The 23,939-nt window shown below is 66.6% G+C and carries 18 protein-coding genes; 12 read left to right on the forward strand and 6 right to left on the reverse strand.

Features of this window, described 5'->3' with window-relative positions:
• Nucleotides 1–53: 53 nt before the first annotated feature.
• Both aroB and AC07M7_RS04360 read right to left on the reverse strand, forming a co-directional pair.
• Nucleotides 54–1,166: a 3-dehydroquinate synthase gene (gene aroB, locus AC07M7_RS04355; RefSeq protein ID WP_253079608.1), complete on the reverse strand. Its 1,113-nt coding sequence runs from the start codon at nucleotides 1,164–1,166 to the stop codon at nucleotides 54–56.
• Complete coding sequence (locus AC07M7_RS04360) at nucleotides 1,163–1,705, reverse strand: shikimate kinase (RefSeq protein WP_046985075.1); 543 nt, start codon at nucleotides 1,703–1,705, stop codon at nucleotides 1,163–1,165. Before AC07M7_RS04360 ends, aroB begins: the two co-directional genes overlap by 4 nt.
• A 99-nt stretch (nucleotides 1,706–1,804) precedes the next feature.
• On the opposite strand from AC07M7_RS04360, the gene AC07M7_RS04365 reads away from it, so the two are divergent.
• Complete coding sequence (locus AC07M7_RS04365; RefSeq protein WP_012511846.1) at nucleotides 1,805–2,008, forward strand: dodecin family protein; 204 nt, start codon at nucleotides 1,805–1,807, stop codon at nucleotides 2,006–2,008.
• A gap of 6 nt (nucleotides 2,009–2,014) precedes the next feature.
• Here the strand turns inward: AC07M7_RS04365 and AC07M7_RS04370 are convergent, their stop codons facing one another.
• A complete protein-coding gene (locus AC07M7_RS04370) occupies nucleotides 2,015–2,842 on the reverse strand; it encodes a kinase (protein WP_495206817.1) in 828 nt (275 codons plus the stop codon).
• A gap of 40 nt (nucleotides 2,843–2,882) precedes the next feature.
• Between AC07M7_RS04370 and pdxH the strand changes: the two genes are divergently transcribed.
• From pdxH to AC07M7_RS04385, 3 genes are all read left to right on the forward strand, one after another.
• Nucleotides 2,883–3,482 carry a pyridoxamine 5'-phosphate oxidase gene (gene pdxH, locus AC07M7_RS04375; protein ID WP_495206818.1) on the forward strand — a complete coding sequence of 200 codons (600 nt, stop codon included), beginning with the start codon at nucleotides 2,883–2,885 and terminating at the stop codon, nucleotides 3,480–3,482.
• Between the two features lie 9 nt (nucleotides 3,483–3,491).
• Nucleotides 3,492–3,851: a YqfO family protein gene (locus tag AC07M7_RS04380; RefSeq protein WP_088479627.1), complete on the forward strand. Its 360-nt coding sequence runs from the start codon at nucleotides 3,492–3,494 to the stop codon at nucleotides 3,849–3,851.
• Between the two features lie 161 nt (nucleotides 3,852–4,012).
• Nucleotides 4,013–4,474 (forward strand): DoxX family protein, encoded by a 462-nt coding sequence (locus tag AC07M7_RS04385; RefSeq protein ID WP_482998693.1) that lies wholly within the window; start codon nucleotides 4,013–4,015, stop codon nucleotides 4,472–4,474.
• Between the two features lie 74 nt (nucleotides 4,475–4,548).
• Here the strand turns inward: AC07M7_RS04385 and prpR are convergent, their stop codons facing one another.
• Complete coding sequence (gene prpR / locus AC07M7_RS04390) at nucleotides 4,549–6,132, reverse strand: propionate catabolism operon regulatory protein PrpR (protein ID WP_482998692.1); 1,584 nt, start codon at nucleotides 6,130–6,132, stop codon at nucleotides 4,549–4,551.
• Nucleotides 6,133–6,285: 153 nt separating this feature from the next.
• Between prpR and prpB the strand changes: the two genes are divergently transcribed.
• The 7 genes from prpB to pbpC all read left to right on the forward strand — a co-directional run bounded on the left by prpB (nucleotide 6,286) and on the right by pbpC (nucleotide 21,449).
• Nucleotides 6,286–7,179 carry a methylisocitrate lyase gene (gene prpB, locus AC07M7_RS04395; RefSeq protein ID WP_012511842.1) on the forward strand — a complete coding sequence of 298 codons (894 nt, stop codon included), beginning with the start codon at nucleotides 6,286–6,288 and terminating at the stop codon, nucleotides 7,177–7,179.
• Nucleotides 7,180–7,215: 36 nt separating this feature from the next.
• Nucleotides 7,216–8,373, forward strand: coding sequence for a bifunctional 2-methylcitrate synthase/citrate synthase (gene prpC, locus AC07M7_RS04400; protein ID WP_046985081.1), 1,158 nt, complete (start codon nucleotides 7,216–7,218; stop codon nucleotides 8,371–8,373).
• A 97-nt stretch (nucleotides 8,374–8,470) separates the two neighbouring features.
• Nucleotides 8,471–11,089, forward strand: coding sequence for a Fe/S-dependent 2-methylisocitrate dehydratase AcnD (acnD, locus tag AC07M7_RS04405; RefSeq protein WP_426355430.1), 2,619 nt, complete (start codon nucleotides 8,471–8,473; stop codon nucleotides 11,087–11,089).
• 51 nt (nucleotides 11,090–11,140) lie between these two features.
• Nucleotides 11,141–12,319, forward strand: coding sequence for a 2-methylaconitate cis-trans isomerase PrpF (gene prpF / locus AC07M7_RS04410; RefSeq protein WP_495206819.1), 1,179 nt, complete (start codon nucleotides 11,141–11,143; stop codon nucleotides 12,317–12,319).
• A gap of 152 nt (nucleotides 12,320–12,471) precedes the next feature.
• The gene (locus tag AC07M7_RS04415; protein ID WP_046985084.1) at nucleotides 12,472–13,932 is read left to right on the forward strand and encodes a bifunctional 2-methylcitrate dehydratase/aconitate hydratase; all 1,461 of its coding nucleotides are present in this window, start codon (nucleotides 12,472–12,474) and stop codon (nucleotides 13,930–13,932) included.
• A gap of 178 nt (nucleotides 13,933–14,110) precedes the next feature.
• On the forward strand, nucleotides 14,111–19,018 hold the full coding sequence (locus AC07M7_RS04420) for an alpha-2-macroglobulin family protein (RefSeq protein WP_495206820.1): 4,908 nt from the start codon (nucleotides 14,111–14,113) through the stop codon (nucleotides 19,016–19,018).
• A gap of 49 nt (nucleotides 19,019–19,067) precedes the next feature.
• Nucleotides 19,068–21,449 carry a penicillin-binding protein 1C gene (pbpC, locus tag AC07M7_RS04425; RefSeq protein WP_253079617.1) on the forward strand — a complete coding sequence of 794 codons (2,382 nt, stop codon included), beginning with the start codon at nucleotides 19,068–19,070 and terminating at the stop codon, nucleotides 21,447–21,449.
• 113 nt (nucleotides 21,450–21,562) lie between these two features.
• Here the strand turns inward: pbpC and AC07M7_RS04430 are convergent, their stop codons facing one another.
• Nucleotides 21,563–22,138, reverse strand: coding sequence for a ferritin-like domain-containing protein (locus tag AC07M7_RS04430; RefSeq protein WP_046985087.1), 576 nt, complete (start codon nucleotides 22,136–22,138; stop codon nucleotides 21,563–21,565).
• Between the two features lie 29 nt (nucleotides 22,139–22,167).
• Nucleotides 22,168–22,650 carry a peroxiredoxin gene (locus AC07M7_RS04435; protein ID WP_046985088.1) on the reverse strand — a complete coding sequence of 161 codons (483 nt, stop codon included), beginning with the start codon at nucleotides 22,648–22,650 and terminating at the stop codon, nucleotides 22,168–22,170.
• Nucleotides 22,651–22,911: 261 nt separating this feature from the next.
• Here AC07M7_RS04435 and AC07M7_RS04440 point away from each other — a divergent pair, with 261 nt between their 5' ends.
• Nucleotides 22,912–23,799 carry a DnaJ C-terminal domain-containing protein gene (locus tag AC07M7_RS04440; protein ID WP_046985089.1) on the forward strand — a complete coding sequence of 296 codons (888 nt, stop codon included), beginning with the start codon at nucleotides 22,912–22,914 and terminating at the stop codon, nucleotides 23,797–23,799.
• Nucleotides 23,800–23,939 lie beyond the last annotated feature (140 nt).

A 23,939-nucleotide genomic window follows, 5' to 3' on the forward strand; every position in this document is an offset into this window, starting at 1 on the left:
CTTCATGAGCGCAGCAGCCGGCCAGCGGCCGGCACTACCGGACCAGAGGATGGTCAGGCCGCGCCCAGCACCTTCAGCACCGCGGCCTCATCCACGTCCGGCACCACTTCGGCACGGCCCATGCCACGCCACAGCACCAGGCGCAGGCGGCCGGCCACGTTCTTCTTGTCCAGCCGCATGCGGCCGAGCAGGGCCTGCGGGTCCAGTCCGGCCGGGATCGCCACCGGCAGGCCGAGGCGTTCCAGCAATGCCTGCAGGCGCGCACGGTCGGCATCGTCGGCCAGACCCAGGTCGGTGGACAGCTTTGCCGCCAGCACCATGCCCACCGCCACCGCTTCGCCGTGGTTCAACGCATCGCGGCCGGGAGCGGAGTAGCCCTGTTCGGTCTCGATGGCGTGGCCGAAGGTGTGGCCCAGGTTGAGCAGGGCACGCTCGCCCTTCTCGAACGGATCGCGTTCGACGATGGCGGCTTTGTGTCGGCAGCTGCGCGCGATGGCTTCGGCCAGCACTGCGTCTTCGCTGGCCAGCAGCGCATCGGCATGCTCCTGCAGCCATTCGAAGAACACCGCGTCGCCCAGTGCACCGTACTTCACCACTTCGGCCAGGCCAGCGCGCAGTTCGCGCGGCGGCAGGGTGGCCAGCACGCGGGTATCAGCGATCACCGCGCGCGGCGGATGGAACGCGCCGACCAGGTTCTTGCCGGCCGGGATGTCGACCGCGGTCTTGCCGCCCACCGACGAATCGACCATCGCCAGCAGGGTAGTCGGCAATTGCACGCAGTCCACGCCGCGCATCCAGCAGGCGGCGGCGAAACCGGCGAGGTCACCGACCACGCCGCCGCCGAGGGCGAACACGCAGGCATCGCGGGTGGCGCCGAGTGCGGCCAGCGCTTCGATCGCGCGGCCGAATTCGGCCAGGGTCTTGGAGGCTTCGCCGGCGGCCAGTACGTGCTCGCCGACGATCAGGTCGGGGCGTGCGGCCAGCAGCGCCTGCTTCACGGCGGCCAGGTAGCGCGGGGCCACTTCGCTGTCGCTGAGCAGCAGCACGTGGCGGCCGCGAACGTGCGAGGCCAGCGCAGCGCCGTCGGCCTGGGCACCGGCGCCGATGGTGATGGAGTAGGGGCGGTCGCCGCCAACGGCGACCTGCAGCAGGGCGGGGGAGGTCATGCGGTCAGGTCCTGGCGCTGCCATTGCGTAGCCAGCTTGACCACCAGGTGGGCGGTCGCGTCGGCAGCGGTATACGGGTCGGTATCGAGGGTGAGGTCGGCCAGCTCACGGTACAGCGGGTCGCGGTGTGCGGCCAGATCGTGCAGCACCTGCTCGCGGTCAGGGCGCTGCAGCAGCGGCCGGCCCTTGTCGCGGGCCAGGCGCTCCAGCTGTTCGGCCACGCTGACCCGCAGATAGACCACGAATCCGCGCTGGGCGATCAGCGCACGGTTGCCCGGATCCAGTACGGCGCCGCCACCGGTGGAGACCAGCTGGCCACGGCCTTCCAGTACGCGCGCAAGCGCCTCGCGCTCATGGCTGCGGAAGCCGGTTTCGCCCGAGTGCTCGAAAATGGTCGGGATGCTGGCGCCCGCGGCATCGACGATGGCCTGGTCGACATCGACGAAGTCCAGCGTGAAGCGCTCGGCCAGGCGGCGGCCGATGCAGGTTTTACCGGCGCCCATCGGGCCGATCAGGATCAGGTTCGGAGCAGGATTCATGCCCCTCTGATCCTAACACCTCCGTGCCTTGGCCTTTACGTTCTTCACGTCACGGTGGGGGTCCCTGCGGGGTTTCCCGCGCCTGACGGAGTAGCAGCCATGACGGTCGCCAAGGTCATCGAAATCAATGCGTCCTCGCCCAAGAGCGTGGAGGATGCCGTGCGCAGTGGTTTGAAGAAGGTGTCCGGGACGGTCAAGGGCATCCAGGGCGCCTGGATCAACGAAACCAAGGTGGTGACCGATGGCAACGGCGAAATCACCGAATGGCGGGTCAATCTGCGGGTGACATTCCTGGTGGAATAGGCGCCTTCAGCGCACCGTCTGCACCTGGCGCTGGCCGTCCAGCACCACCACGTGGTCGGCCAGGCCGGGCAGGGCATGCAGTGCCTGCCGGCTGACCCGCTCGTAATACTGTACGAAGCGCTCCAGCTGCGGCCGGCTCATGCCGTGCCGGCCCGGCTGCGCCGCCTGCAGGTTCTGCTCCTGCTGCCAGCGCCAGCGCGGCACCACCGAAAAATCCGGCGGCTGCAGGAACCACAGGCGGTTGCAGCGCTGCCACAACGCCGGGTAGTCGCGGGCCAGTGCCTGATTGCACCAGCGGCGCCAACGGCCATCGGCGTCGGCCTCGCGTTCCAGCGCGTTCAACGGGCTGTCCAGTGCGTTGTCATCCTGCGCTGGTGTGCCGAGGAACCAGCCTTCGAACACCAGCAGGTCCAATGGCTGCTGCAGCTGCGGCCACTGAGCATCAGGCAGGCGCTCGTCGGCCAGCTTGTCGAATCGTGGCATCGCAAAGGGCTGGCGTGCGGCCACCGCGTCCAGCACGGCGTGGGCCAGCGGCAGGTCGTGGGTGCCGGGCGGCCCGCGGGTGATCAGCAGCGGATGCACCTGGCGGGCCAGCCGCTGGCGCTGCGCGCGGGTCAGGTAGACATCATCGATCGACAGCGTGGCCGCGTTCAGGCCACGTGCTTGCGCGCGCGCCACCACCTGCGCCGCCAGCGTCGATTTGCCGCTCCCCTGCAGGCCGCTGATCGCCAATACTGGAACTGCTGCACCGCTGGCCAGCGCATCGTCCAGCGCCTGTTCGGCCAATGTTTCGGGGAATCCTTTCACCTGGGGCATATACGCAGCAGCGACCATGCAGCCACAATAGCCCAATCCGTGTGAGAAGAACGCAATCATGAGCGACCTGTACGCCGAAGCCCTGTCCACGTTTGCCGGCCTGTTCGAAGAGGCCAAACAGAGTCGCGAGGTCGAGCCGAATGCGATGACCGTGGCCACTGCTGATACGCAGGGCCGTCCCTCGGCGCGCACCGTGCTGCTGAAGGCCTTCGACGAGCGTGGCTTTGTCTTCTACACCCATCTGGACAGCCACAAGGGCCAGGAACTTCAGGCCAATCCGCAGGCCGCACTGCTGTTCCTGTGGCGCAGCCTGCGCGAGGCTGGCATCCAGGTGCGCATCGAAGGCCGTGTCGAGCAGGTGGCGGACGCCGAGGCCGATGCCTATTTCGCCAGCCGCCCGCGCATGAGCCAGATCGGCGCGTGGGCCTCGCAGCAGTCGAAGACGCTGGCAACGCGCGAAGACTTCGACGCGCGCGTGGCCGAGATCGAAGCCCGCTTCGAAGGCAAGGACGTGCCGCGCCCGGAGGGTTGGAGCGGCCTGCGTGTGGTCCCCGACCGCATGGAGTTCTGGTACGGCGCGCAGTTCCGCCTGCATGAACGCTGGTGCTATGAAGCCGGTGCCGAAGGGCGCTGGAGCAAGCGCCTGCTGTACCCGTAAGGCAACCTGATGCAACGCCTGCCGCTGTACCGTGTGGTGGTGTTCGTGCCGTCGGCAGCACTGGACGCGGTGAAGCAGGGCATCCTGGCGGTGGACGCGCTGGCTGCCGGCGACTACGAACACGGTATGTGGTGGTCGGCGCCGGGGTTTGAACAGTTCCGTCCACGCGTGGGTGCGACGCCCGTACGGGGTGAGGCGGGTCGCACCGAAGTGGTCGACAGCGTGCGTCTGGAATTCTGCCTGCCGCGTGATCCGCAGCGGCTTCAGCGCATCTTCGAACAGGGCATTGCGCCGCATCACCCGTGGCAGGTGCCGGTGGTGCAGGTGGAGGAAATCGAGCTGCTGCTTGCTGATGCAAGCTCCTTGTAGAGCCGAGCCATGCTCGGCTGCTGTTGCTCTGGCGCGTAAAGCAGTCGAGCATGGCTCGACTCCACAAGAGCTCGTTGTCGCGAACGGACTGGTCAGCTTCATCTGCGAGCAGGTCAGCAACCGGCACACTCCGAAGAATTCCCTCGATTTCCGGAGTCGCCATGCCTTCCTGGCGCTGCCTGTTCGCCGTACCTCCCACCCGCCGCGGCGTGGAAGCGTACCTGCTGCTGCTCGCCCGTATCGTTGCCGGTGTGATGTTCTGCGTGTCCGGCTGGAACAAGGTGTTTACCGACGCGGGGCGCGAGCGCATGGTGCATACGTTGGTTGATGCGGGCATTCCGTTCCCGGTGTTCAGTGCGCCGGTGCTCGGGGCGATCGAATGGATCGCCGGCGGCCTGCTGGTGCTGGGTCTGTTGAGTCGCCCCTCGGCCCTGCTGCTGGCGGCGATCTGCGCGGTTGCTGCGCTGACCGATGGCATCGCGCGCATTCCTGCCGGGCTTAGTGTGCCGGATTGGCTGAGCTGGTTCTTCTATCTGAGTGAAGTGCCGCTTGGGGTGCTGCTGTTATGGGTTGCGGCAGTGGGCAGCGGCCGGTTTGCGATAGAGGCGCGCTGGGCACGCTGACGGCACGCACCCTGTAGAGCCGAGCCCATGCTCGGCTGTTTCTGCGGGAAGATCAGCCGAGCATGAGCTTGGCTCTACAGGCCTTCAGCGCGCAGCCAGCGCCACAGCGTGGTGCGCGATACACCCAGCGCCTGCGCCATGCCCTCGCGATCATTGCGATGTTCCTGAAGCAGCGCTTCCAGCTGCGCACGCGGTGGGCGCTTGCCGTTGCTTTCCACCGGCAATGCTGCAACGCCCTCATTCACAAGTTCGGGCGCCAGCTGCAGCAGTCGCGCGGCATCAATCAGCCCTTCACCGGGCTGCCAGTGGATGCGCAGGCGATCCACCAGATTGCGAAGTTCACGCACGTTGCCGGGCCATTCGGCAGCGGTCAACACCGCCAGTGCATCCTCATCCAGCGGCGCGTCGATGCCGCGCAGCTGGCGGAAGAAGTGCTGCGCCAACAGCAGGATGTCACCGCGCCGCGCACGCAGCGAGGGCAGGGCAATGCGCAGCGCTGCCAAGCGGTAATACAGGTCGCGGCGGAAGCCTCCGGTGGCCGCGCGCTGCTCCAGCGACTGCAGGGTGGCGGCCACCACGCGCAGGTCCACCGGGGTCGGTTCGGTGGCGCCGACACGCAGCACTTCACGTTCTTCCAGCACCCGCAGCAGGCGGGTCTGCAGTGGCAGCGGCAGTTCGCCAATTTCGTCCAGGAACAGAGTGCCGCCATCTGCCGCCTCGACCAGGCCGACGCGGCCGCCACGACGTGCGCCGGTGAAGGCGCCATCGCTGTAGCCGAACAGTTCCGCCTCCAGCAGCGATTCACTGATCGCCCCGCAGTTCAGTGCCACGAAGCGTCCACGACGACCGCTGGCAGCGTGCAGCTGGCGCGCGACCAGTTCCTTGCCGGTGCCAGTCTCGCCGCTGACCAGCACGGTGCTGTCATGTGGGGCGTAGAGCGCGATCTGCGCGCGCACCTGCGCCATCGCGTCGCTGTCGCCGAGCAGTTCATGCGCATCGGCACGCGCTGCCGGGCGCCGGCGCGGGGCAGGGCGGTTGCTGCCGGAACGTGCCAGGGTCTGGGTCAGTTCCAGTGCATGTTCGAACGCCTGCCGCACCGAGTCGGCCGAATACAGCAGCACCCCGGGCAGGCCGGCCTGCTCGGCATGGTCGATGGCCATGCCGGTGCCGACGATCACCTCGATGCCGTTGGCGCGCAGGTCGGCGATGCAGTCGCGCGCGTCCTCGCGGGTGACGAAGCGGCGATGCTCGATATCCAGGCCGAAACTCTGCTGGAAGTTGCTGAACACCGGTACATCGCTGGCGTGGGTGACCAGGCCGATGCGCGGAGCGATGCGTCGCGCGCGCGCCAGTGCTTCCATCAGGTCGAAGCCGTTGGCCTGGATCGGCACCAGTGGCAGCTCCAGCCGACCACGCAGCCACGCCGCATTGGAGCCGCCGGCGATCACTACGTCACAGTGCTCGCGGCGCAGGCGCTGGCCGATCACCTCTACCGCCTCCTCGAAGCCGAGGTTGATCTGCTCGATGCGTGCGCGGCGGTCGAATTCGGGAATGACGTCGCCGAGCAGGCCGGTCAGCCGCGAGACGCTGACGGTCCAGATCACCGGGCGGCCGGGGTCGATATCGGCGTGGCGCAGGGGTGATCGGGGCAGGTACATGGCGGCGGATTCGGGCGGGGTGTTTCATGATACATCTGTTTCAATGTTTCATTTGTTTCGCCGTTGCGTGCCGGTCATCCCCGTGAAATCAACCGCTTGCAGCTTGGCATGGTGCTTGCGCCTACTTTCCCGTTCTTCAACCTGGATTGCCGCATGACCGCTTCCGCCCCATTCTCCGCCGGTGCCCGCTTCCGTGAGGCGCTGGCTGCCGAATCGCCGCTGCAGGTGATCGGCGCGATCAACGCCAACCACGCCCTGCTGGCCAAGCGCGCCGGCTTCCGCGCCATCTATCTGTCCGGTGGCGGTGTTGCCGCGGGCTCGCTGGGCCTGCCGGACCTGGGTATCAACACCCTGGAAGACGTGCTGATCGACGTGCGGCGCATCACCGATGTCTGCGACCTGCCGCTGATGGTCGACATCGACACCGGTTTCGGCCCGAGCGCGTTCAACATCGCGCGCACCGTGAAGTCGCTGATCAAGGCTGGCGCGGCTGCCTGTCACATCGAAGACCAGGTTGGCGCCAAGCGCTGCGGCCACCGTCCGGGCAAGGAGATCGTCTCGCAGGGTGAAATGGTCGACCGCGTGAAGGCTGCCGCCGATGCCAAGACTGATCCGGACTTCTTCCTGATCGCACGCACCGATGCCATCCAGGTGGACGGCGTGGACAAGGCCATCGAGCGCGCCATCGCCTGTGTCGAGGCAGGTGCCGACGGCATCTTCGCCGAGGCTGCCTATGATCTGGACACCTACCGCCGCTTCGTCGATGCGGTGAAGGTGCCGGTGCTGGCCAACATCACCGAATTCGGTGCCACCCCGCTGTTCAGCCGCGATGAACTGGCCTCGGCCGGCGTTGCCATCCAGCTGTTCCCGCTGTCGGCGTTCCGTGCGGCCAACAAGGCCGCCGAAAATGTCTACCAGGCGGTGCGCCGCGATGGCCATCAGCGCAATGTGGTGGAGAGCATGCAGACGCGCGAAGAGCTGTATGACCGCATCGGCTACCACGCCTTCGAGCAGCAGCTCGATGCACTGTTCGCCGCCAAGAAATAAGCAGTACCCTGCACCATCAGTTTTCGGAGGGAAAACATGAACGATACGACCGCAACCCCGACCTTCAAGCCGAAGAAGTCCGTCGCCCTGTCCGGCACTGCTGCCGGCAACACCGCGCTGTGCAGCGTGGGCCGCAGCGGCAACGATCTGCACTACCGTGGCTACGACATCCTGGACCTGGCCAACACCAGTGAGTTCGAGGAAATCGCCTACCTGCTGGTGCACGGCAAGCTGCCGACCCGCGCCGAGCTGGTTTCGTACAAGGCCAAGCTGAAGTCGCTGCGTGGCATTCCGGCGGCGGTGAAGGCCGCTCTGGAAGAACTGCCGCCGTCGGCACACCCGATGGACGTGATGCGCACTGGCGTGTCCGTGCTCGGCTGCGTGTCGCCGGAAAAGGACGACCACAACCATCCGGGTGCGCGCGACATCGCCGACAAGCTGATGGCCTGCCTCGGTTCGATGCTGCTGTACTGGTACCACTGGAGCCACAACGGCCGCGCCATCGATGTGGAGACCGACGACGACTCCATCGGTGGTCACTTCCTGCATCTGCTGCATGGCGAGAAGCCGCAGGATTCGTGGGTGAAGGCGATGCACACCTCGCTGATCCTGTACGCCGAGCACGAATTCAATGCTTCCACCTTCGCCTGCCGTGTCATCGCCGGCACCGGCAGCGACATGTACAGCGCGATCTGCGGTGGCATCGGTGCGCTGCGCGGTCCCAAGCATGGCGGTGCCAATGAAGTGGCCTTCGAAGTGCAGAAGCGCTACGACAATCCGGATGAGGCCGAGGAAGACATCAAGGCCCGCGTGGAGCGCAAGGAAGTGGTGATCGGTTTCGGCCACCCGGTCTACACCGTGTCCGATCCGCGCAACAAGGTGATCAAGGACGTCGCCCGCGAACTGTCCGAAGAGCAGTCGAGCATGAAGATGTACGACATCGCCGAGCGCCTGGAAACGGTGATGTGGGACATCAAGAAGATGTTCCCGAACCTGGACTGGTTCAGCGCCGTCAGCTACCACATGATGGGCGTGCCGACCGCGATGTTCACCCCCCTGTTCGTGATCGCCCGCACCGCCGGCTGGAGCGCGCACATCGTCGAGCAGCGTATCGACGGCAAGATCATCCGCCCGAGCGCCAATTACATCGGCCCGGAAGACCGCGACTTCGTCGCCATCGACAAGCGCGTCTGATCCACCTGCTGTATCCATCCGGCCGGCCCTGTGCCGGCCGGATGCTTTCGCCGCCGCACTGCCGGCACCCGGCCCGCCCAAAGCATCCCGCCAGCCCATGAATACCGATTACCGCAAGAACCTCCCCGGCAGCTCGCTGGACTATTTCGACGCGCGCGCCGCTGTCGATGCGATCCAGCCCGGCGCCTACGCCACGCTGCCGTACGTATCGCGCGTGCTGGCCGAGAACCTGGTGCGCCGCTGCGATCCGGCGACGCTGACCGATTCGCTGAAGCAGCTGATCGAGCGCCGTCGCGACCTGGATTTCCCGTGGTTCCCTGCGCGCGTGGTGTGCCATGACATCCTCGGGCAGACCGCACTGGTCGATCTGGCCGGCCTGCGTGATGCGATTGCCGACAAGGGCGGCGACCCGGCCAAGGTCAATCCGGTGGTGCCGGTGCAGCTGATCGTCGATCACTCGCTGGCGGTGGAATGCGGTGGTTACGATCCGCAGGCGTTCGAGAAGAATCGCGCCATCGAAGACCGTCGCAACGAAGACCGTTTCCACTTCATTGACTGGACCAAGCTGGCCTTCGAAAACGTGGACGTGATTCCGCCGGGCAACGGCATCATGCACCAGATCAACCTGGAGAAGATGTCGCCGGTAGTCTACGTGCAGGACGGCGTGGCCTTCCCGGATACCTGCGTGGGCACCGACAGCCACACCCCGCATGTGGATGCACTGGGCGTGATCGCCATCGGTGTTGGCGGCCTGGAAGCAGAAAACGTGATGCTGGGCCGTGCCTCGTGGATGCGCCTGCCGGACATCATCGGTGTCGAGCTGACCGGCAAGCCGCAGCCCGGCATCACCGCCACCGACGTGGTGCTGGCATTGACCGAGTTCCTGCGCAAGGAACGCGTGGTGGGCGCCTGGCTTGAATTCTTCGGCGAGGGTGCCGCGGCACTGACCATCGGTGACCGCGCCACCATCTCCAATATGTGCCCGGAGTACGGCGCCACTGCGGCGATGTTCTACATCGATGCGCAGACCACCGAGTACCTGCGCCTGACCGGCCGCGAGGAATCGCAGGTGGCGCTGGTGGAAAACTATGCACGCACCACCGGCCTGTGGGCCGATGACCTGGCCACCGCACAGTACGAGCGCGTGCTGCGCTTCGATCTGTCGACCGTGGTGCGCAACATGGCCGGCCCGTCCAACCCGCACAAGCGCGTGGCCACCGCCGAGCTGGCCGAGCGCGGCATCGCCGACGAAGCCAAGCTGGAAGCAGGCAAGGCCGAGCAGGCACAGGGCCTGATGCCGGATGGCGCGGTGATCATCGCTGCCATCACCAGCTGCACCAATACCTCCAACCCGCGCAACGTGATCGCCGCCGGCCTGCTGGCACGCAAGGCCAACGAGCGCGGCCTGCTGCGCAAGCCTTGGGTGAAGTCGTCGCTGGCACCCGGTTCCAAGGCAGTGCAGCTGTACCTGGAAGAAGCGGGCCTGCTGCCGGACCTGGAGAAGCTGGGCTTCGGCATCGTCGCCTTCGCCTGCACCACCTGCAATGGCATGAGCGGCGCGCTGGATCCGAAGATCCAGCAGGAAATCATCGACCGTGACCTGTACGCCACGGCGGTACTGTCGGGCAACCGCAACTTCGACGGCCGCATCCATCCGTATGCGAAGCAGGCGTTCCTGGCCTCGCCGCCGCTGGTGATCGCCTACGCCATTGCCGGCACCATCCGCTTTGACATCGAGAAGGATGTGCTGGGCGTGGACACCGACGGCAACGAGGTGCGCCTGAAGGACATCTGGCCGAGTGACGCCGAGATCGATGCGGTGGTGAAGGCGGCGGTGAAGCCGGAGCAGTTCCGCAGCGTCTACAACCCGATGTTCAACGTACGCGTCGAACACGGCGCAGCGGTGAGCCCGCTGTACGACTGGCGCCCGCAGAGCACCTACATCCGTCGTCCGCCGTACTGGGAAGGTGCACTGGCCGGTGAGCGCTCGCTGGCCGGCATGCGTGCGCTGGCGGTGTTGCCCGACAACATCACCACCGACCACCTGTCGCCGTCCAACGCGATCCTGGCCTCGAGTGCGGCTGGCGAATACCTGGCGAAGATGGGCCTGCCGGAAGAGGACTTCAATTCCTACGCCACCCATCGCGGTGACCACCTGACCGCGCAGCGTGCCACCTTCGCCAACCCGAAGCTGTTCAACGAGATGGTGCGCAATGAAGATGGCAGCGTGAAACAGGGTTCGCTGGCGCGCGTCGAGCCGGAAGGCAAGGTCATGCGCATGTGGGAAGCGATCGAGACCTACATGGAGCGCAAGCAGCCGCTGATCATCATCGCCGGTGCCGACTACGGGCAGGGTTCTTCGCGTGACTGGGCCGCCAAGGGCGTGCGCCTGGCTGGCGTGGAGGCCATCGTTGCCGAAGGCTTCGAGCGCATCCACCGCACCAACCTGATCGGCATGGGCGTGCTGCCGCTGGAGTTCAAGCCGGGCACCACCCGTCTGACCCTGGGCATCGATGGCACCGAAACCTTCGACGTCATCGGTGAACGCACGCCGCGCGCCGAGCTGCGCGTGGTCATCCACCGCCGCGACGGCCAGGACGTGATCGTGCCGGTCACCTGCCGCCTGGACAGTGACGAGGAAGTGGCGATCTACGAAGCCGGTGGCGTGCTGCAGCGTTTCGCACAGGACTTCCTGGAAGGCGCCAAGGTGGCGTAAGGCATCCGACGGCCCGGTAACGGGCCGTCTTTCATTGCAAGGAACCGTTCCATGGCATTTCTCCCGCAACTCTGTATTCCCGCCACCTACATGCGCGGCGGCACCAGCAAGGGCGTGTTCTTCCGCCTGCAGGACCTGCCCGAGGCCGCGCAGGTGCCTGGCGCCGAGCGCGATGCGCTGCTGATGCGCGTGATCGGTTCGCCCGATCCGTATGGCAAGCAGACCGACGGCATGGGGGGCGCCACCTCCAGCACCAGCAAGTGCGTGATCATCTCCACCGCCTCTGTGCCGGATCACGATGTCGACTATCTGTACGGCCAGGTCTCGATCGACACCGCCTTCGTCGATTGGAGCGGCAACTGCGGCAATCTCAGCACTGCGGTGGGTCCGTTCGCCATCGCCAACGGCCTGATCGATCCTGCTCGCGTGCCACGCGATGGCCTGTGCACCGTGCGCATCTGGCAGGCCAACATCGGCAAGACCATCATTGCCCATGTGCCGATGCGCGATGGCGAAGTGCAGGAAACCGGTGATTTCGAGCTGGATGGCGTGACCTTCCCGGCCGCCGAGATCCAGCTTGAATTCATTGATCCGTCCGACGACGGCGATGCCGGCGCGATGTTCCCCACCGGGAATCTGGTCGATACGCTGGAAGTGCCGGGCGTGGGCAGCTTCGAGGTGACGATGATCACCGCCGGCATTCCGACGATCTTCCTCAACGCCGCCGACCTGGGTTACACCGGTACCGAGCTGCAGCCGGTGATCAACGAGGATAAAGGAGCGCTGGAGCGCTTCGAGAAGATCCGCGCCTACGGTGCAGTGCGCATGGGCCTGATCTCGAAGCTGGAAGACGCGGCCACCCGTCAGCACACGCCGAAGGTGGCCTTCGTGGCGCCGGCACAGGACTATGTCTCGTCCAGTGGCAAAGCTATCCCGGCGTCGGCGATCGACCTGCACGCGCGCGCGTTGTCGATGGGAAAACTGCACCACGCGATGATGGGTACCGCCGCCGTGGCGATCGGCACTGCAGCGGCAATTCCCGGAACACTGGTCAACCGTGCTGCAGGCGGCGGCGAGCGCGAAGCGGTGACCTTCGGTCATCCCTCCGGCACATTGCGCGTGGGTGCGCAGGCGGCACTCGTTGACGGGCAGTGGACAGTAAGCAAGGCCATCATGAGCCGCAGTGCCCGCGTGCTGATGGAAGGCAAGGTGCGGGTGCCGGCCGAGTAACCAGCAGGTCGGCGCTGGCATCACACGCTTCGGTAGATGCCAACCTTGGTTGGCATGGCATTGGCACCGCCCGGGCAATCTCCAGCGCCAACCAAGGTTGGCGACTACCGGGATGCGCGGCCTGACCTGCTTTTCTGAAGAGGAGATCGACGATGTCCGGCAACCACACCCCATCCAACGAGCGTGCAGCGTGGGATGCGCTGCTGGTGGACATCGTCGACTACGTGCGCGACGCGCGCATCGACTCACCACTGGCGTTCCAGACCGCGCATCACTGCCTGCTTGATACGCTGGGCTGCGGCCTGGAAGCGCTGTCCTTCCCGGCCTGCAGCAAGCTGCTCGGTCCCGTGGTGCCGGGCATCAGCGTGGTCAACGGCGCGCGCGTGCCGGGCACGCACTACGTGCTGGATCCGGTGCAGGCCGCCTTCAACCTTGGCGCGATGGTGCGCTGGCTGGATTTCAACGACACCTGGCTGGCCGCCGAATGGGGCCACCCGTCGGACAACCTGGGCGGCATCCTCGCCGTCTGCGATTGGCTGGGACGCAACGCGCAGGCCCTGCGTCGCCCACCGCCGACCGTGCACGACGTGCTGCTGGCGATGATCAAGGCGCATGAGATCCAGGGCGTGCTGGCGCTGAAGAATTCCTTCAACCGGGTCGGGCTGGACCATGTGGTGCTGGTCAAGGTGGCGACCACCGCCGTGGTCGCGCAGTTGCTCGGGCTGGATCGCGAACGCATGCTCAATGCAGTGTCGCTGGCCTGGGTCGATGGCCAGGCGCTGCGCACCTACCGGCACGCGCCCAACACCGGTTCGCGCAAGAGCTGGGCCGCCGGCGACGCCACCAGTCGTGGCGTGCGCCTGGCGCTGATCGCGGCAACGGGCGAAATGGGCTATCCGAGCGTGCTCAGTGCACCGACCTGGGGCTTCGAGGCAGTGTCCATGCATGGCCAGGCACTGACGCTGGAGAGACCGTTGGGCAGCTATGTGATGGAAAACGTGCTGTTCAAGATCAGCTATCCGGCCGAGTTCCACGGCCAGACCGCGGTGGAGGCGGCGATCACGCTGCACCAGCAGCTGCGCGTGGCCGGCAGGCGCGTCGAGGACATCGAGCACATCGCGATCCGGACCCAGCAAGCCTGCATCCGCATCATCGACAAACAGGGTCCACTGCATAACCCGGCCGACCGCGACCACTGCGTGCAGTACATGATCGCCATCGCGCTGCTGCATGGGCGGCTGGTGGCCGAGGACTATGAGGACGACGTCGCCGCCGATCCGCGCATCGATGCATTGCGCGCGAAGATGGCCTGCCACGAGGATCCGCAGCTCAGCGCCGACTACCTGGACCCGGGCAAGCGCAGCATCGCCAACGGCCTCAGCGTGCGCTTCAACGATGGCAGTGAACTGCCGGAGGTGCTGGTGGAGTACCCGCTGGGCCACGCCCGCCGCCGCGGGGAGGGCATTCCGCTGCTGATGGACAAGTTCCGCCGGCACCTGGCCCACCGCTTCCCGACCGCCCAGCAGCAGCGCATCCTGGCCGCGTCGCTCGACCCGGTGGCGCTGGCGGCGACGCCGGTGACCGATTACGTGGACCTGTACCTGCCGGGGTAGGGTGGCGTTGGTGGGTGCCAACCTTGGTTGGCACGGGCCCAACGGCAACCAAGGTTGGCGACTACCAACCCTGCCGGGCATGGCCCGGCGCTACCGTTCCGATGCATTCCTGCCGAATTCGCGTCAACACCTTGACGCGGCCTGCCTATAATGGCCACCTCGATCAAGGAGTGACGACATGAGCGGTCCGGCACGGCGGATGCGGTGGGGATGGACGGCAGCATTGCTGGCAGGAGGCCTGGTGCTGGGCCTGGCCGGCTGCCGCAACGACAGCGGGCAGCTGCCCAAGAGCAGCGGTGAGGCCATCACCACCAAGGCCGAGCAGGTGAAGGAATTCACCCTGCTGCGCGCTTACCCGGACCAGAAGAACGAAGGCCTGTCGCTGGCGCTGGAGTTCTCGCGCCCACTGGTGGGCACCCAGGATTTCGACAAGCTGGTGCGCTTCGAAGAGAAGGTCGGCACCGACGACAGCAGCTGGACGCTGTCCGATGACGGCCTGACCCTGCGCTATCCATTCGTCGAGGCCGGCAAGGAATTCAGCCTGGTGGTCTCGCCCGACCTGCTGGCCGCCGACGGCAGCCGCCTGGGCAAGGAGCTGAAGCAGAAGGTGTTCAGCGGCGAGCTGAAGCCGGTGGTTGGCTTCGCCTCGCAGGGCAGCGTGCTGCCGGCCAAGGACAGCCGCGGCCTGCCGGTGGTCTCGGTGAACGTGCCGGAGGTCGACGTCGAATTCCTGCGCGTGCGCGAGAAGGACCTGCCGACCTTCTTCAGCCAGTACCAGCGCGGCGGCCGCCGTGGCAGCTGGGAGCTGAGCAGCGACTACGAGCGCAGTCCGATCAACAAGCTGGCCGAGCCGGTCTACGTCAATCGCTTCATCCTTGGCGGCAAGAAAAACGAGCGGGTACTGACCTACCTGCCGACCCAGGACATCAAGGAACTGCAGGAGCCGGGCCTGTACTTCGCCCTGCTCAAGCGCACCGGCGACTATGAAGGCGAGTTCGATACCGCGTTCTTCTCGGTCAGCGACATCGGCTTGCATACGCGCGCCTACAAGGACAAGCTGTTCGTGCACACCGCCGGCCTCAAGGACGGTGCGCCGCTGAAGAGCATCGACCTGCGTGTGCTCGACGCCAAGGGCGAGGTGGTGCTGAAGGGCAGCACCGACGGCAACGGCAATGCGCTGCTGAACTACACCCTGGATGCCACCCACGTGCTGGTCGCCAGCACGGGCAAGGACACCAGCTTCCTGCCGTTCAACCAGCCTGCGCTGGACCTGAGCGAATTTGCCGTGGCCGGTCGTGACAATGCCTGGTTCGACGTTTACGCCTGGTCCGGCCGTGACCTGTATCGCCCGGGCGAGACCGTGCGCCTGTCCGCCCTGCTGCGTGACAACGACGGCAAGCCGGTCAAGGCACAGCCGGTGTTCCTGCGCTTGAAGCAGCCCGACGGCAAGACCTTCCGCGAGACCCGCCTGCAGCCGGGCGAGCAGGGCTACATCAACTTCGAGCAGGTCATTCCCACCGAGGCGCCGACCGGGCGCTGGCAGGTCGAGTTCCGCACCGATCCGGCCAGCAAGGAGGCGATCCAGGGCATGACCCTGCGTATCGAGGAGTTCCTGCCCGAGCGCATGAAGCTGGACCTGGACAGCGCGCAGAAGACGCTGAAGCCGGGCGAGGACCTGCGCCTGCAGGCCAATGGTGCCTACCTGTACGGTGCGCCGGCGGACGGCAACCGTTTCACCGCGCGCATGGCGGTGGCCGCCGAGCAGCAGCCGGTCGAGGGCCTGCCGGGCTACTTCTTCGGTGACCCGACCCTGCAGCTGCCGCGCGAAGCCAAGGACGTGATCGACACCACGCTGCCGGGCAACGGCCAGCTGCGTGAGGATGTGGCGTTGCCGGAAGAGGCGGCCAAGGCCAAGGCGCCGATCGCGGTGGTGCTGTCCGGCAGCCTGTATGAAACCGGTGGCCGTACCGTCACCCGCACCCTGAAGCGGGTGATGTGGCCGGCCAACGCGCTGGTCGGCGTGCGCCCGCTGTTCAACCCCGAGGATGGTGCTGACTCCAACGGCAACGCACGCTTCGAGCTGATGCGCGTGGATGCTGCGGGCACACCGCAGCCGGCCAAGGGCCTGAAGATCACCCTGGTGCGCGAACTGCGCGACTACCACTGGACCTTCAACGACAACCGCTGGGACTACGATTTCACCCGCCGCTTCGAGAACAAGGAGACCCGCACCGTCGATGCCGGCAGCAGCGCGGTCGCCTTCGATTTCCCGGTGGAGTGGGGCGAATACCGGGTGGACGTGTTCGATCCGTCCACCGGCCTGACGAGTCGCTACCCGTTCCGTGCTGGCTGGAGCTGGGGCGATGACAACCGTGGCCTGGATGCACGCCCGGACAAGGTCAAGCTGGGCCTGGACAAGACCGGCTACAAGGCTGGTGACACCCTGGAAGTGACGGTGACCCCGCCGCATGCCGGCAAGGGCATCCTGATGGTCGAGACCGACCGCATGCTGTACGTGCAGGACATCGAGGCCAAGCCGGGTTCGACCTTCAAGATTCCGGTCACCGCCGATTGGGAGCGCCACGACGTCTACATCACCGCACTGGTGTTCCGCGGCGGCAGCGCGCCGAGCAAGATCACTCCGGCCCGTGCCGTGGGCGTGGTGCATGTGCCGATGGATCGCAAGGGGCGCACCGTAGCCGTCGGCCTGGCCGCGCCCAAGCAGATGCGGCCGGAGCAGGACCTGCCGGTGACGGTCAGCGCGCCGCAGCTGGCCGGCAAGATGGCGCACGTCACCGTCTCGGCGGTGGACGTGGGCATCCTCAACATCACCCGCTTCCCGGTGCCCGATGCCGGTGCGCACTTCTTCGCCCAGCGTCGCCTTGGCATTGATGCCTACGACATCTACAGCCGGGTGATCGAGAGCTTCGACGGCGGTGCCGGCAAGCTGAAGTTCGGTGGCGACATGGCGCTGCAGGCATTGCCGCAGGCCAAGCGCCCGACCGCGCGCGTGCAGACCGTGGACCTGTTCTCCGGCCCGGTGCAGCTTGATGCCAGGGGCATCGCCCGCATACGCCTGAAGGTGCCAGACTTCAACGGCACACTGCGGGTGTCTGCGCTGGTCTACAGCGATGACCAGTACGGCAAGCGTGACGTGGAAACCGTGGTGCGCGCGCCGATCCTGGCCGAAGCTAGCATGCCGCGCGTGCTCGCCCCGGGTGACCGCAGCACCGTGACCCTGGACGTGCAGAATTTCACCGGCAAGCCGGGCCAGTTCAACGTGAAGGTGGAAAGCGAAGGCCCGCTGAACCTGGGCGAGGGCAGCCGCAGCGTGCAGTTGAATGCCGATGCCAAGACCACGCTGAGCTTCCCGCTGTCTGCACGCGAAGGCCACAGCGTGGCCAAGGTGCGGGTGCGGGTGGATGGCAACGGCTTCAAGGCCGACCGCCGCTACGAGCTGCCGGTGCGTGCGGCGTGGCCGCAGGTGCTGCGTTCGCAGGTGCGCACGCTGGATCCGTTGGCGGCGGTCAGCCTCGACAACAGCCTGACCGATGGCTTGATGTCCGAGTCGGTCAATGCCCGCCTGCTGGTCAGCCCGCTGCCGCCGATCCCGTTCGCCAGTGCGCTGCAGGGCGCGTTGAACTACCCGTACGGCTGTGCCGAGCAGACCACCAGCAAGGGCTATGCGGCGCTGATCCTGGACCAGGCGACATCGTCGATGCTCGGTGCCGACGGCCTGGATGCCAAGACCCGCCGCGAGCGCATGGAAGGCGCGTTCGGCCGCCTGGCGTCGATGCAGGTGGCCAACGGCAACTTCTCGATGTGGGGTGACGACGGCTATGTGAACCCGTGGCTGACCCCGTACATCACCGAGTTCCTGCTCGACGCCAAGGACGCCGGCTTCGCGGTGCCCGACAACGTGCTGCAGAAGGCACTGAACCGGCTCAGCGAGGACCTGCTGTCCGGTGGCAACCAGTTCTACGGCCAGGAGGATCGCGAGAAGCTGAAGTTCGCCAATCAGGCGTACTCGGGTTACGTGCTGGCCCGGGTCAACCGTGCGCCGCTGGGTACGCTGCGCACGTTGTACGACAACGAGCGCAGCAAGGCGGTGGGTGGCCTGTCGCTGGTCCACCTGGGCGTGGCGCTGTCGCTGCAGGGCGATGCCAAGCGTGGCCAGGCGGCACTGGCCGCGGCCTTCGCCAAGTCCAGCAGCGAACGCCCGTCGTACTTCGGCGACTACGGCAGTGCGATCCGTGATGACGCGCTGATGATCGCGCTGACCCACGAAAACAAGCTGGCCAAGCCGGCCTGGGATGCACGTGCGGTTGATCTGGGCCGTGGCCTGGATGCGCGCCGTAATGCGGGCTGGATGTGGCTGAGTACGCAGGAGCAGGTGGCCATCGCCCGTCTTGGCAAGGCCCTGGCCGCCAACCAGAAGGCACTGGTGGCCGGTGAACTGGTGATCGGTGGCAACACCGAGACCATCGGCGAGCGCAAGCTGTTCGGCCGCAACTTCAGTGCCAGCGAACTGGCCAGTGGCGTGCGCTTCACCCCGCAGGGGCAGCCGCCGATGTTCGCCAGCATCGACGTGGCCGGCATTCCGCGCAGTGCGCCCGCACCGGACAACCGCGTGCTGGGTATCGAGCGCAGCTACTTCGGCACCGATGGCAAGCCGTGGTCGCCGCGTCCGCTGAAGGAGGGCGAAGCCCTGATCGTGCGCGTCACCGTTACCGCCGACACCACGATGCCCGATGCATTGCTGACCGACCTGTTGCCGGCCGGCCTGGAGATCGAGAACTTCAATCTGGGCGATGCCAAGCAGTGGGCCGATGTGGTGGTTGATGGCATCACCATCAGCGACCGCGGCGAAGCTGCCGACACCAAGCACGAAGAGTTCCGCGACGACCGCTATGTGGCCGCGCTGAAGCTCTCGCGTGGCAGCAAGGCCAACGTGTTCTATCTGGTGCGCGCGGTGACCCCGGGTACTTACTCGGTGCCGCCGCCGCTGGTGGAGGACATGTACCGGCCACAGCTGCGCGGCGTTGGCCGCAGCAACCCGACCACGATCACGGTGGTACAGCCGTGACCACGCGGACGGGCCGCGACGGCGCGGCCCGTCCCGCTGGCAACCTGCAATGAAAGACGCAATGAAGACCCGGCTGGCGGCCCTGCGCCGCCGGCTGCGGCCGCTGTGGCCGTGGTTGCGCTGGGGCACGGCCGCCACGCTGGCGCTGCTGCTGGTGCTGGATTTCGCTTTTCCGCCGCCGCTGCCGAAGCAGCGCGATACCAGCACCCTGGTGGTGGCTGCAGACGGCACACCGTTGCGTGCGTTCGCCGACGCCGAGGGCGTGTGGCGCTATCCGGCATCGATCGACAGCGTCTCGCCGTTGTACCTGCAGGCGCTGCTGACCTACGAAGACCGCTGGTTCTGGCGCCATCCGGGCATCAATCCGCTGGCGATCCTGCGTGCCAGCGGCCAGCTGCTGCGCGGTGGCCGCATCGTGTCCGGTGGCTCGACCCTGACCATGCAGGTCGCACGCATCCTCGACCCGCATACGCGTACGCCCTGGGGCAAGCTCAAGCAGATGCTGCGCGCAGTGCAGCTTGAGGCGCACCTGAGCAAGCAGCAGATCCTGGCCCTGTATCTGGAACGGGCGCCATATGGCGGCACCATCGAGGGGGTGGAAGCGGCCAGCTGGGCCTACCTGGGCAAGCCGGCGGCGCAGCTGTCGCATGCCGAGGCCGCGCTGCTGGCAGTGCTGCCACAGGCGCCGAGCCGGCTGCGTCCGGACCGTCATCCGGAAGCGGCGCAGAAAGCGCGGGACAAGGTGCTGTCACGCATGGCCGAACTGGGGGCGTGGACGCCGGAAGAGGTGGAAGACGCGCGTATCGAGAACGTGGTGGCGCGCTCGCTGCGGCCGCCGCTGCACGCCGCATTGCTTGCGCAGCGCCTGCATTCGGCGCATCCAGGACAGGCACGCATCCAGAGCAGCATCGACATCGGCCTGCAGCGCACGCTGGAAGAACGCGTGGCCAGCTATTTCTCGACGCTGCCCGAGCGCACCTCTGCCGCGTTGCTGGTGGTCGACAACCAGACCCTGCAGGCGCGTGCCTATGTCGGCACGTTGTCCTTCGGAGACCGTCAGCGCCTCGGCCACGTGGACATGGTGCAGGCCTGGCGCTCGCCGGGCTCCACGCTGAAGCCGTTCCTGTATGCGATGGCACTGGATGACGGCCTGATCCATTCGGAAAGCCTGCTGGTTGATGCGCCACAGAGTTTCGGCAGCTACCGACCCGGCAATTTCGACATGGCCTTCAATGGGCCGATCGGCGCGTCCAGCGCATTGCGCCTGTCGCTCAACGTGCCCTCGGTGGACCTGCTGCAGCGGGTCGGGGCTGCGCGCTTTGCTGCGCGGCTTTCACACTCCGGCATCCAGCTGCGCTTCCCGCCGGGCAGCACGCCCAACCTGTCTTTGATTCTGGGCGGTACCGGTGCGCGGCTGGAAGATCTGGTCGGCGCGTTCGCCGCGCTCAACCGCAACGGCATTGCTGGACGTGTGCGCTACACCGATGACGAACCGATGATCGAGCGGCGCCTGGCCTCGCCGGGCGCAAGCTGGATCGTGCGCGAAATGCTGGAATCGAACCCGCGCCCAGGCTACAGCGCTGGCACCTTCGATGTTGGCGGTCGCCCGCGCGTAGCCTGGAAGACCGGCACCAGCTATGGCTATCGCGATGCGTGGGCGATCGGTAGCACGCGCCACTACACCGTGGGCGTGTGGGTGGGACGGCCGGACGGCACACCGTTACCCGGCCAGTACGGCGCGGTCACCGCGTTGCCGTTGATGTTCGAAGTGGTCGACAGCCTGCCGCGCCAGCGTGGCGACTCGGCGGCCGCACCGATGCCGTCCAGCGTCAGTGAGGAAGAGATCTGCTGGCCGACCGGCGAACGCGCCGAAGGCCTGCCTCCAGCGTTGTGCCAGCGGCGGATGCCGGCCTACCTGCTGGATGGTGCCGCACCGCCAACCTTCCCCGAGCGCGAAGCACGACGTTGGCAGCCGGGCCGGCAGCGTTACCTCGCTGACGCGCACACCGGCCTGCGTGTGTCGGCGGACTGCCGCGTGCCACATGAGGAAGTGCCACGGGAGATCGCGCGCTGGCCGGCGCTGCTGTCGCCGTGGTTGCCCAAGGCCACGCGCGAGGCCTCGCAGTTGCCAGCGCTGTCACCGGATTGCCGTGATGACGGGCGCGATGCCAGCGTGGCGCTGCACATCGACGGTCTCAACAACGGTGCCACCCTGGCTCGCGCACCCAATGCCGAACACGGCGTGCGCCTGCAACTGCGCGCGCTGGGCAGCGAGCAGACGGTGGACTGGCTGCTGGATGGCCGCTGGATCGCGCAGACCCACGGCGCACAGTTGATGCAGCGCGAGTTCGCCGAGCCGGGCACACATACGCTGACCGCGCTGGCGGCGGATGGCGCGTGGACGCAGGTGCGGTTCAACGTCCTGCGGTAGGTGCCGACCTCGGTTGGCGCTCGGTCCAGCGCCAATGACACCTTCGTGCTCTGGTAGGTGCCAACTTTGGTTGGCACGCGGCGAAGCGCCCACCAAGGTGGGCATCTACCGGATCATTCCCCGATCCACCCATCCAGCAGGTCCGCAAACTCGTCGGCGTGCTCCTCTTCCTGCGCCAGGATCTCTTCAAGGATGCGCTTGGTGGTGGTGTCGCGGTCGCCGATGAAGTTGATCATCTCGCGGTAGCTGTCGATGGCGATGCGCTCGGCCACCAGGTTTTCGCGGACCATGTCGCGCAGGTCACTGCCTTCCTTGTACTCGGCATGCGAGCGCGCGGTCAGCGTATCGGGGTTGAAGTCCGGCTCGCCGCCAAGCTGGACGATGCGCTCGGCCAACTTGCCGGCATGCGCCTGTTCCTGCTGTGCATGTTCCAGGAACTCGGCTTTGATCGCGTCGGCCAGCATGCCCTTGGCCATGAAGTAGTGCCGGTAGTAGCGCAGCACGCACACGTACTCGGTGGCCAGTGCATCGTTGAGCAGCTTGATCACCGCCTTGCGATCGGCGCTGTAGCTGTCGGTGATCGCCCCATCTTCGATGTTGCGCCGGGCGCGCTCGCGCAGGGTCTTGCGATCGCTGATGCCGGGTACCTTGGCGGCAGGCTTGGGAGCTTTGGCTGGCTTGGTGGACATGGCTGGCCGTTTCCTCTTGCGGTGGAAGATCAGGTGGGCAGGTGCTCCAGCACGTAATCGGCTGATGACACCTCGAACTGGCCGGGCTGCTCGATCCACGCTGCGCGGACCACGCCGTCGACCACGTATAGGGCAAAGCGGCGCGAACGGATGCCCATGCCCGAGGCGCTGGCATCGAGTTCCAGGCCGAGCGCGCGGGTCAGTTCGGCGTTGCCGTCGGACAGCATCAGCAGGCCGTCGGGCACGCTCTGGTCGGCGGCCCAGGCCTTCATCACGAACGGATCGTTGACCGCCATGCAGTAGACGTCGATGCCGCGCTTGCGGAATGCATCGAATTTCTCGACGAAGCCCGGCAGATGGCGTGCCGAGCAGGTCGGGGTGAACGCGCCGGGCACGGCGAACAACACCACCTTGCGCGCATCGAACAGCGAATGCGTATCGAGTGTTTCGATGCCCTCGCGGATACGCTTGAGGGTCACTTCCGGAATGCGGTCGCCGACATGGATGGTCATGGGGAACTCCTTGCAGGGGCAGGCTAGTGGGCCGGATGGGACAGACGCGTCAAGACATTGGAAACCCGGTGTGCAGGCCCCATCTTCAGGCTTTGTGGCAGGGGCTTCCAGCCACAGCGTGGGGCATGGGGATGGCAGCCGCATTGCGCAGGATCAGTCGGCCTCACCGGGGCCGCACCAGGGGCGGCGTAGCATCGCCGGCGCGTAGAATGAACCCGGGGCGGCGCCACCGGCGCGGCCGAAGCAGATCGAGGTAGCTGGATGGAATTCAAGGATTACTACGCCACCCTGGGGGTGGAACCGAGCGCGGGCGAGGCGGAAATCAAGACCGCCTACCGCCGGCTGGCACGCAAGTACCACCCGGACGTCAGCAAGGAGGCCGGGGCCGAGGACAAGTTCAAGGCGGTCAACGAGGCCTACGAGGCGCTGCGTGACCCGGAGAAGCGCGCGGCCTACGACCAGCTGCGCGCACAGGGCTATCGCCCGGGCGAGGAATTCAACGTACCGCCGAACTACGGCGGTGCCGGTGGCTTCAACTTCGAGGAAGTGTTCGGCGGCGGTGGCCCCAATGGCGGCTTCAGCGACTTCTTCGAGAGCCTGTTCGCGCGCCAGCGTGGCGGTGCAGGTCCGGGCCCGGGCTTCAGCAGCCAGGGCCACGCGCCGAACCGCGACACCCGCGCCAAGCTGTCGGTGCCGCTGGAAGCGGCCTACAACGGCGACAGCCTGCGCATCACCGTCAACGGCAAGCAGCTGGATGTACGCGTGCCCAAGGGTATCCGCCCGGGCCAGGTGATCCGCCTGGCGGGGCAGGGCAACCACGGCGGTAACCTGCTGCTGGAAGTGGAATACGCTGCCCACCCGCAGTTCGAGGTCGATGGCCGCAACATCCTCTACACGCTGCCGGTCACGCCGTGGCAGGCCGCGCTGGGCACCAGCATCAGCGTGCCGACCCTGGGTGGAGCGGTGGAATTGAAGATTCCGGCCGATTCCGATGCCGGCCGCAAGCTGCGCCTGCGCGGCCGCGGGCTGCCAGGCAGCCCGGATGGCGACCAGATTGTTGAAATCGAGATCGTGGCCCCGGCCGCGACCGACGAGGCGCAGAAGAAGGCGTACCGGAACCTGGCAAAGGCCTTCGGCGAGACGATCTGAGTGATACGGCGGGGGCGGTTCCTGGCCCCCACGCCTTCCGGTAGTGCCGGCCGCTGGCCGGCAATTTCATTGGCCTGGATGGTGATGCGTGGTTGCCGGCCAGCGGCCGGCACTACAAAAGCGTGCCAACCAAGGTTGGC

This window comes from Stenotrophomonas sp. GW821-FHT09E08 (assembly GCF_059416125.1).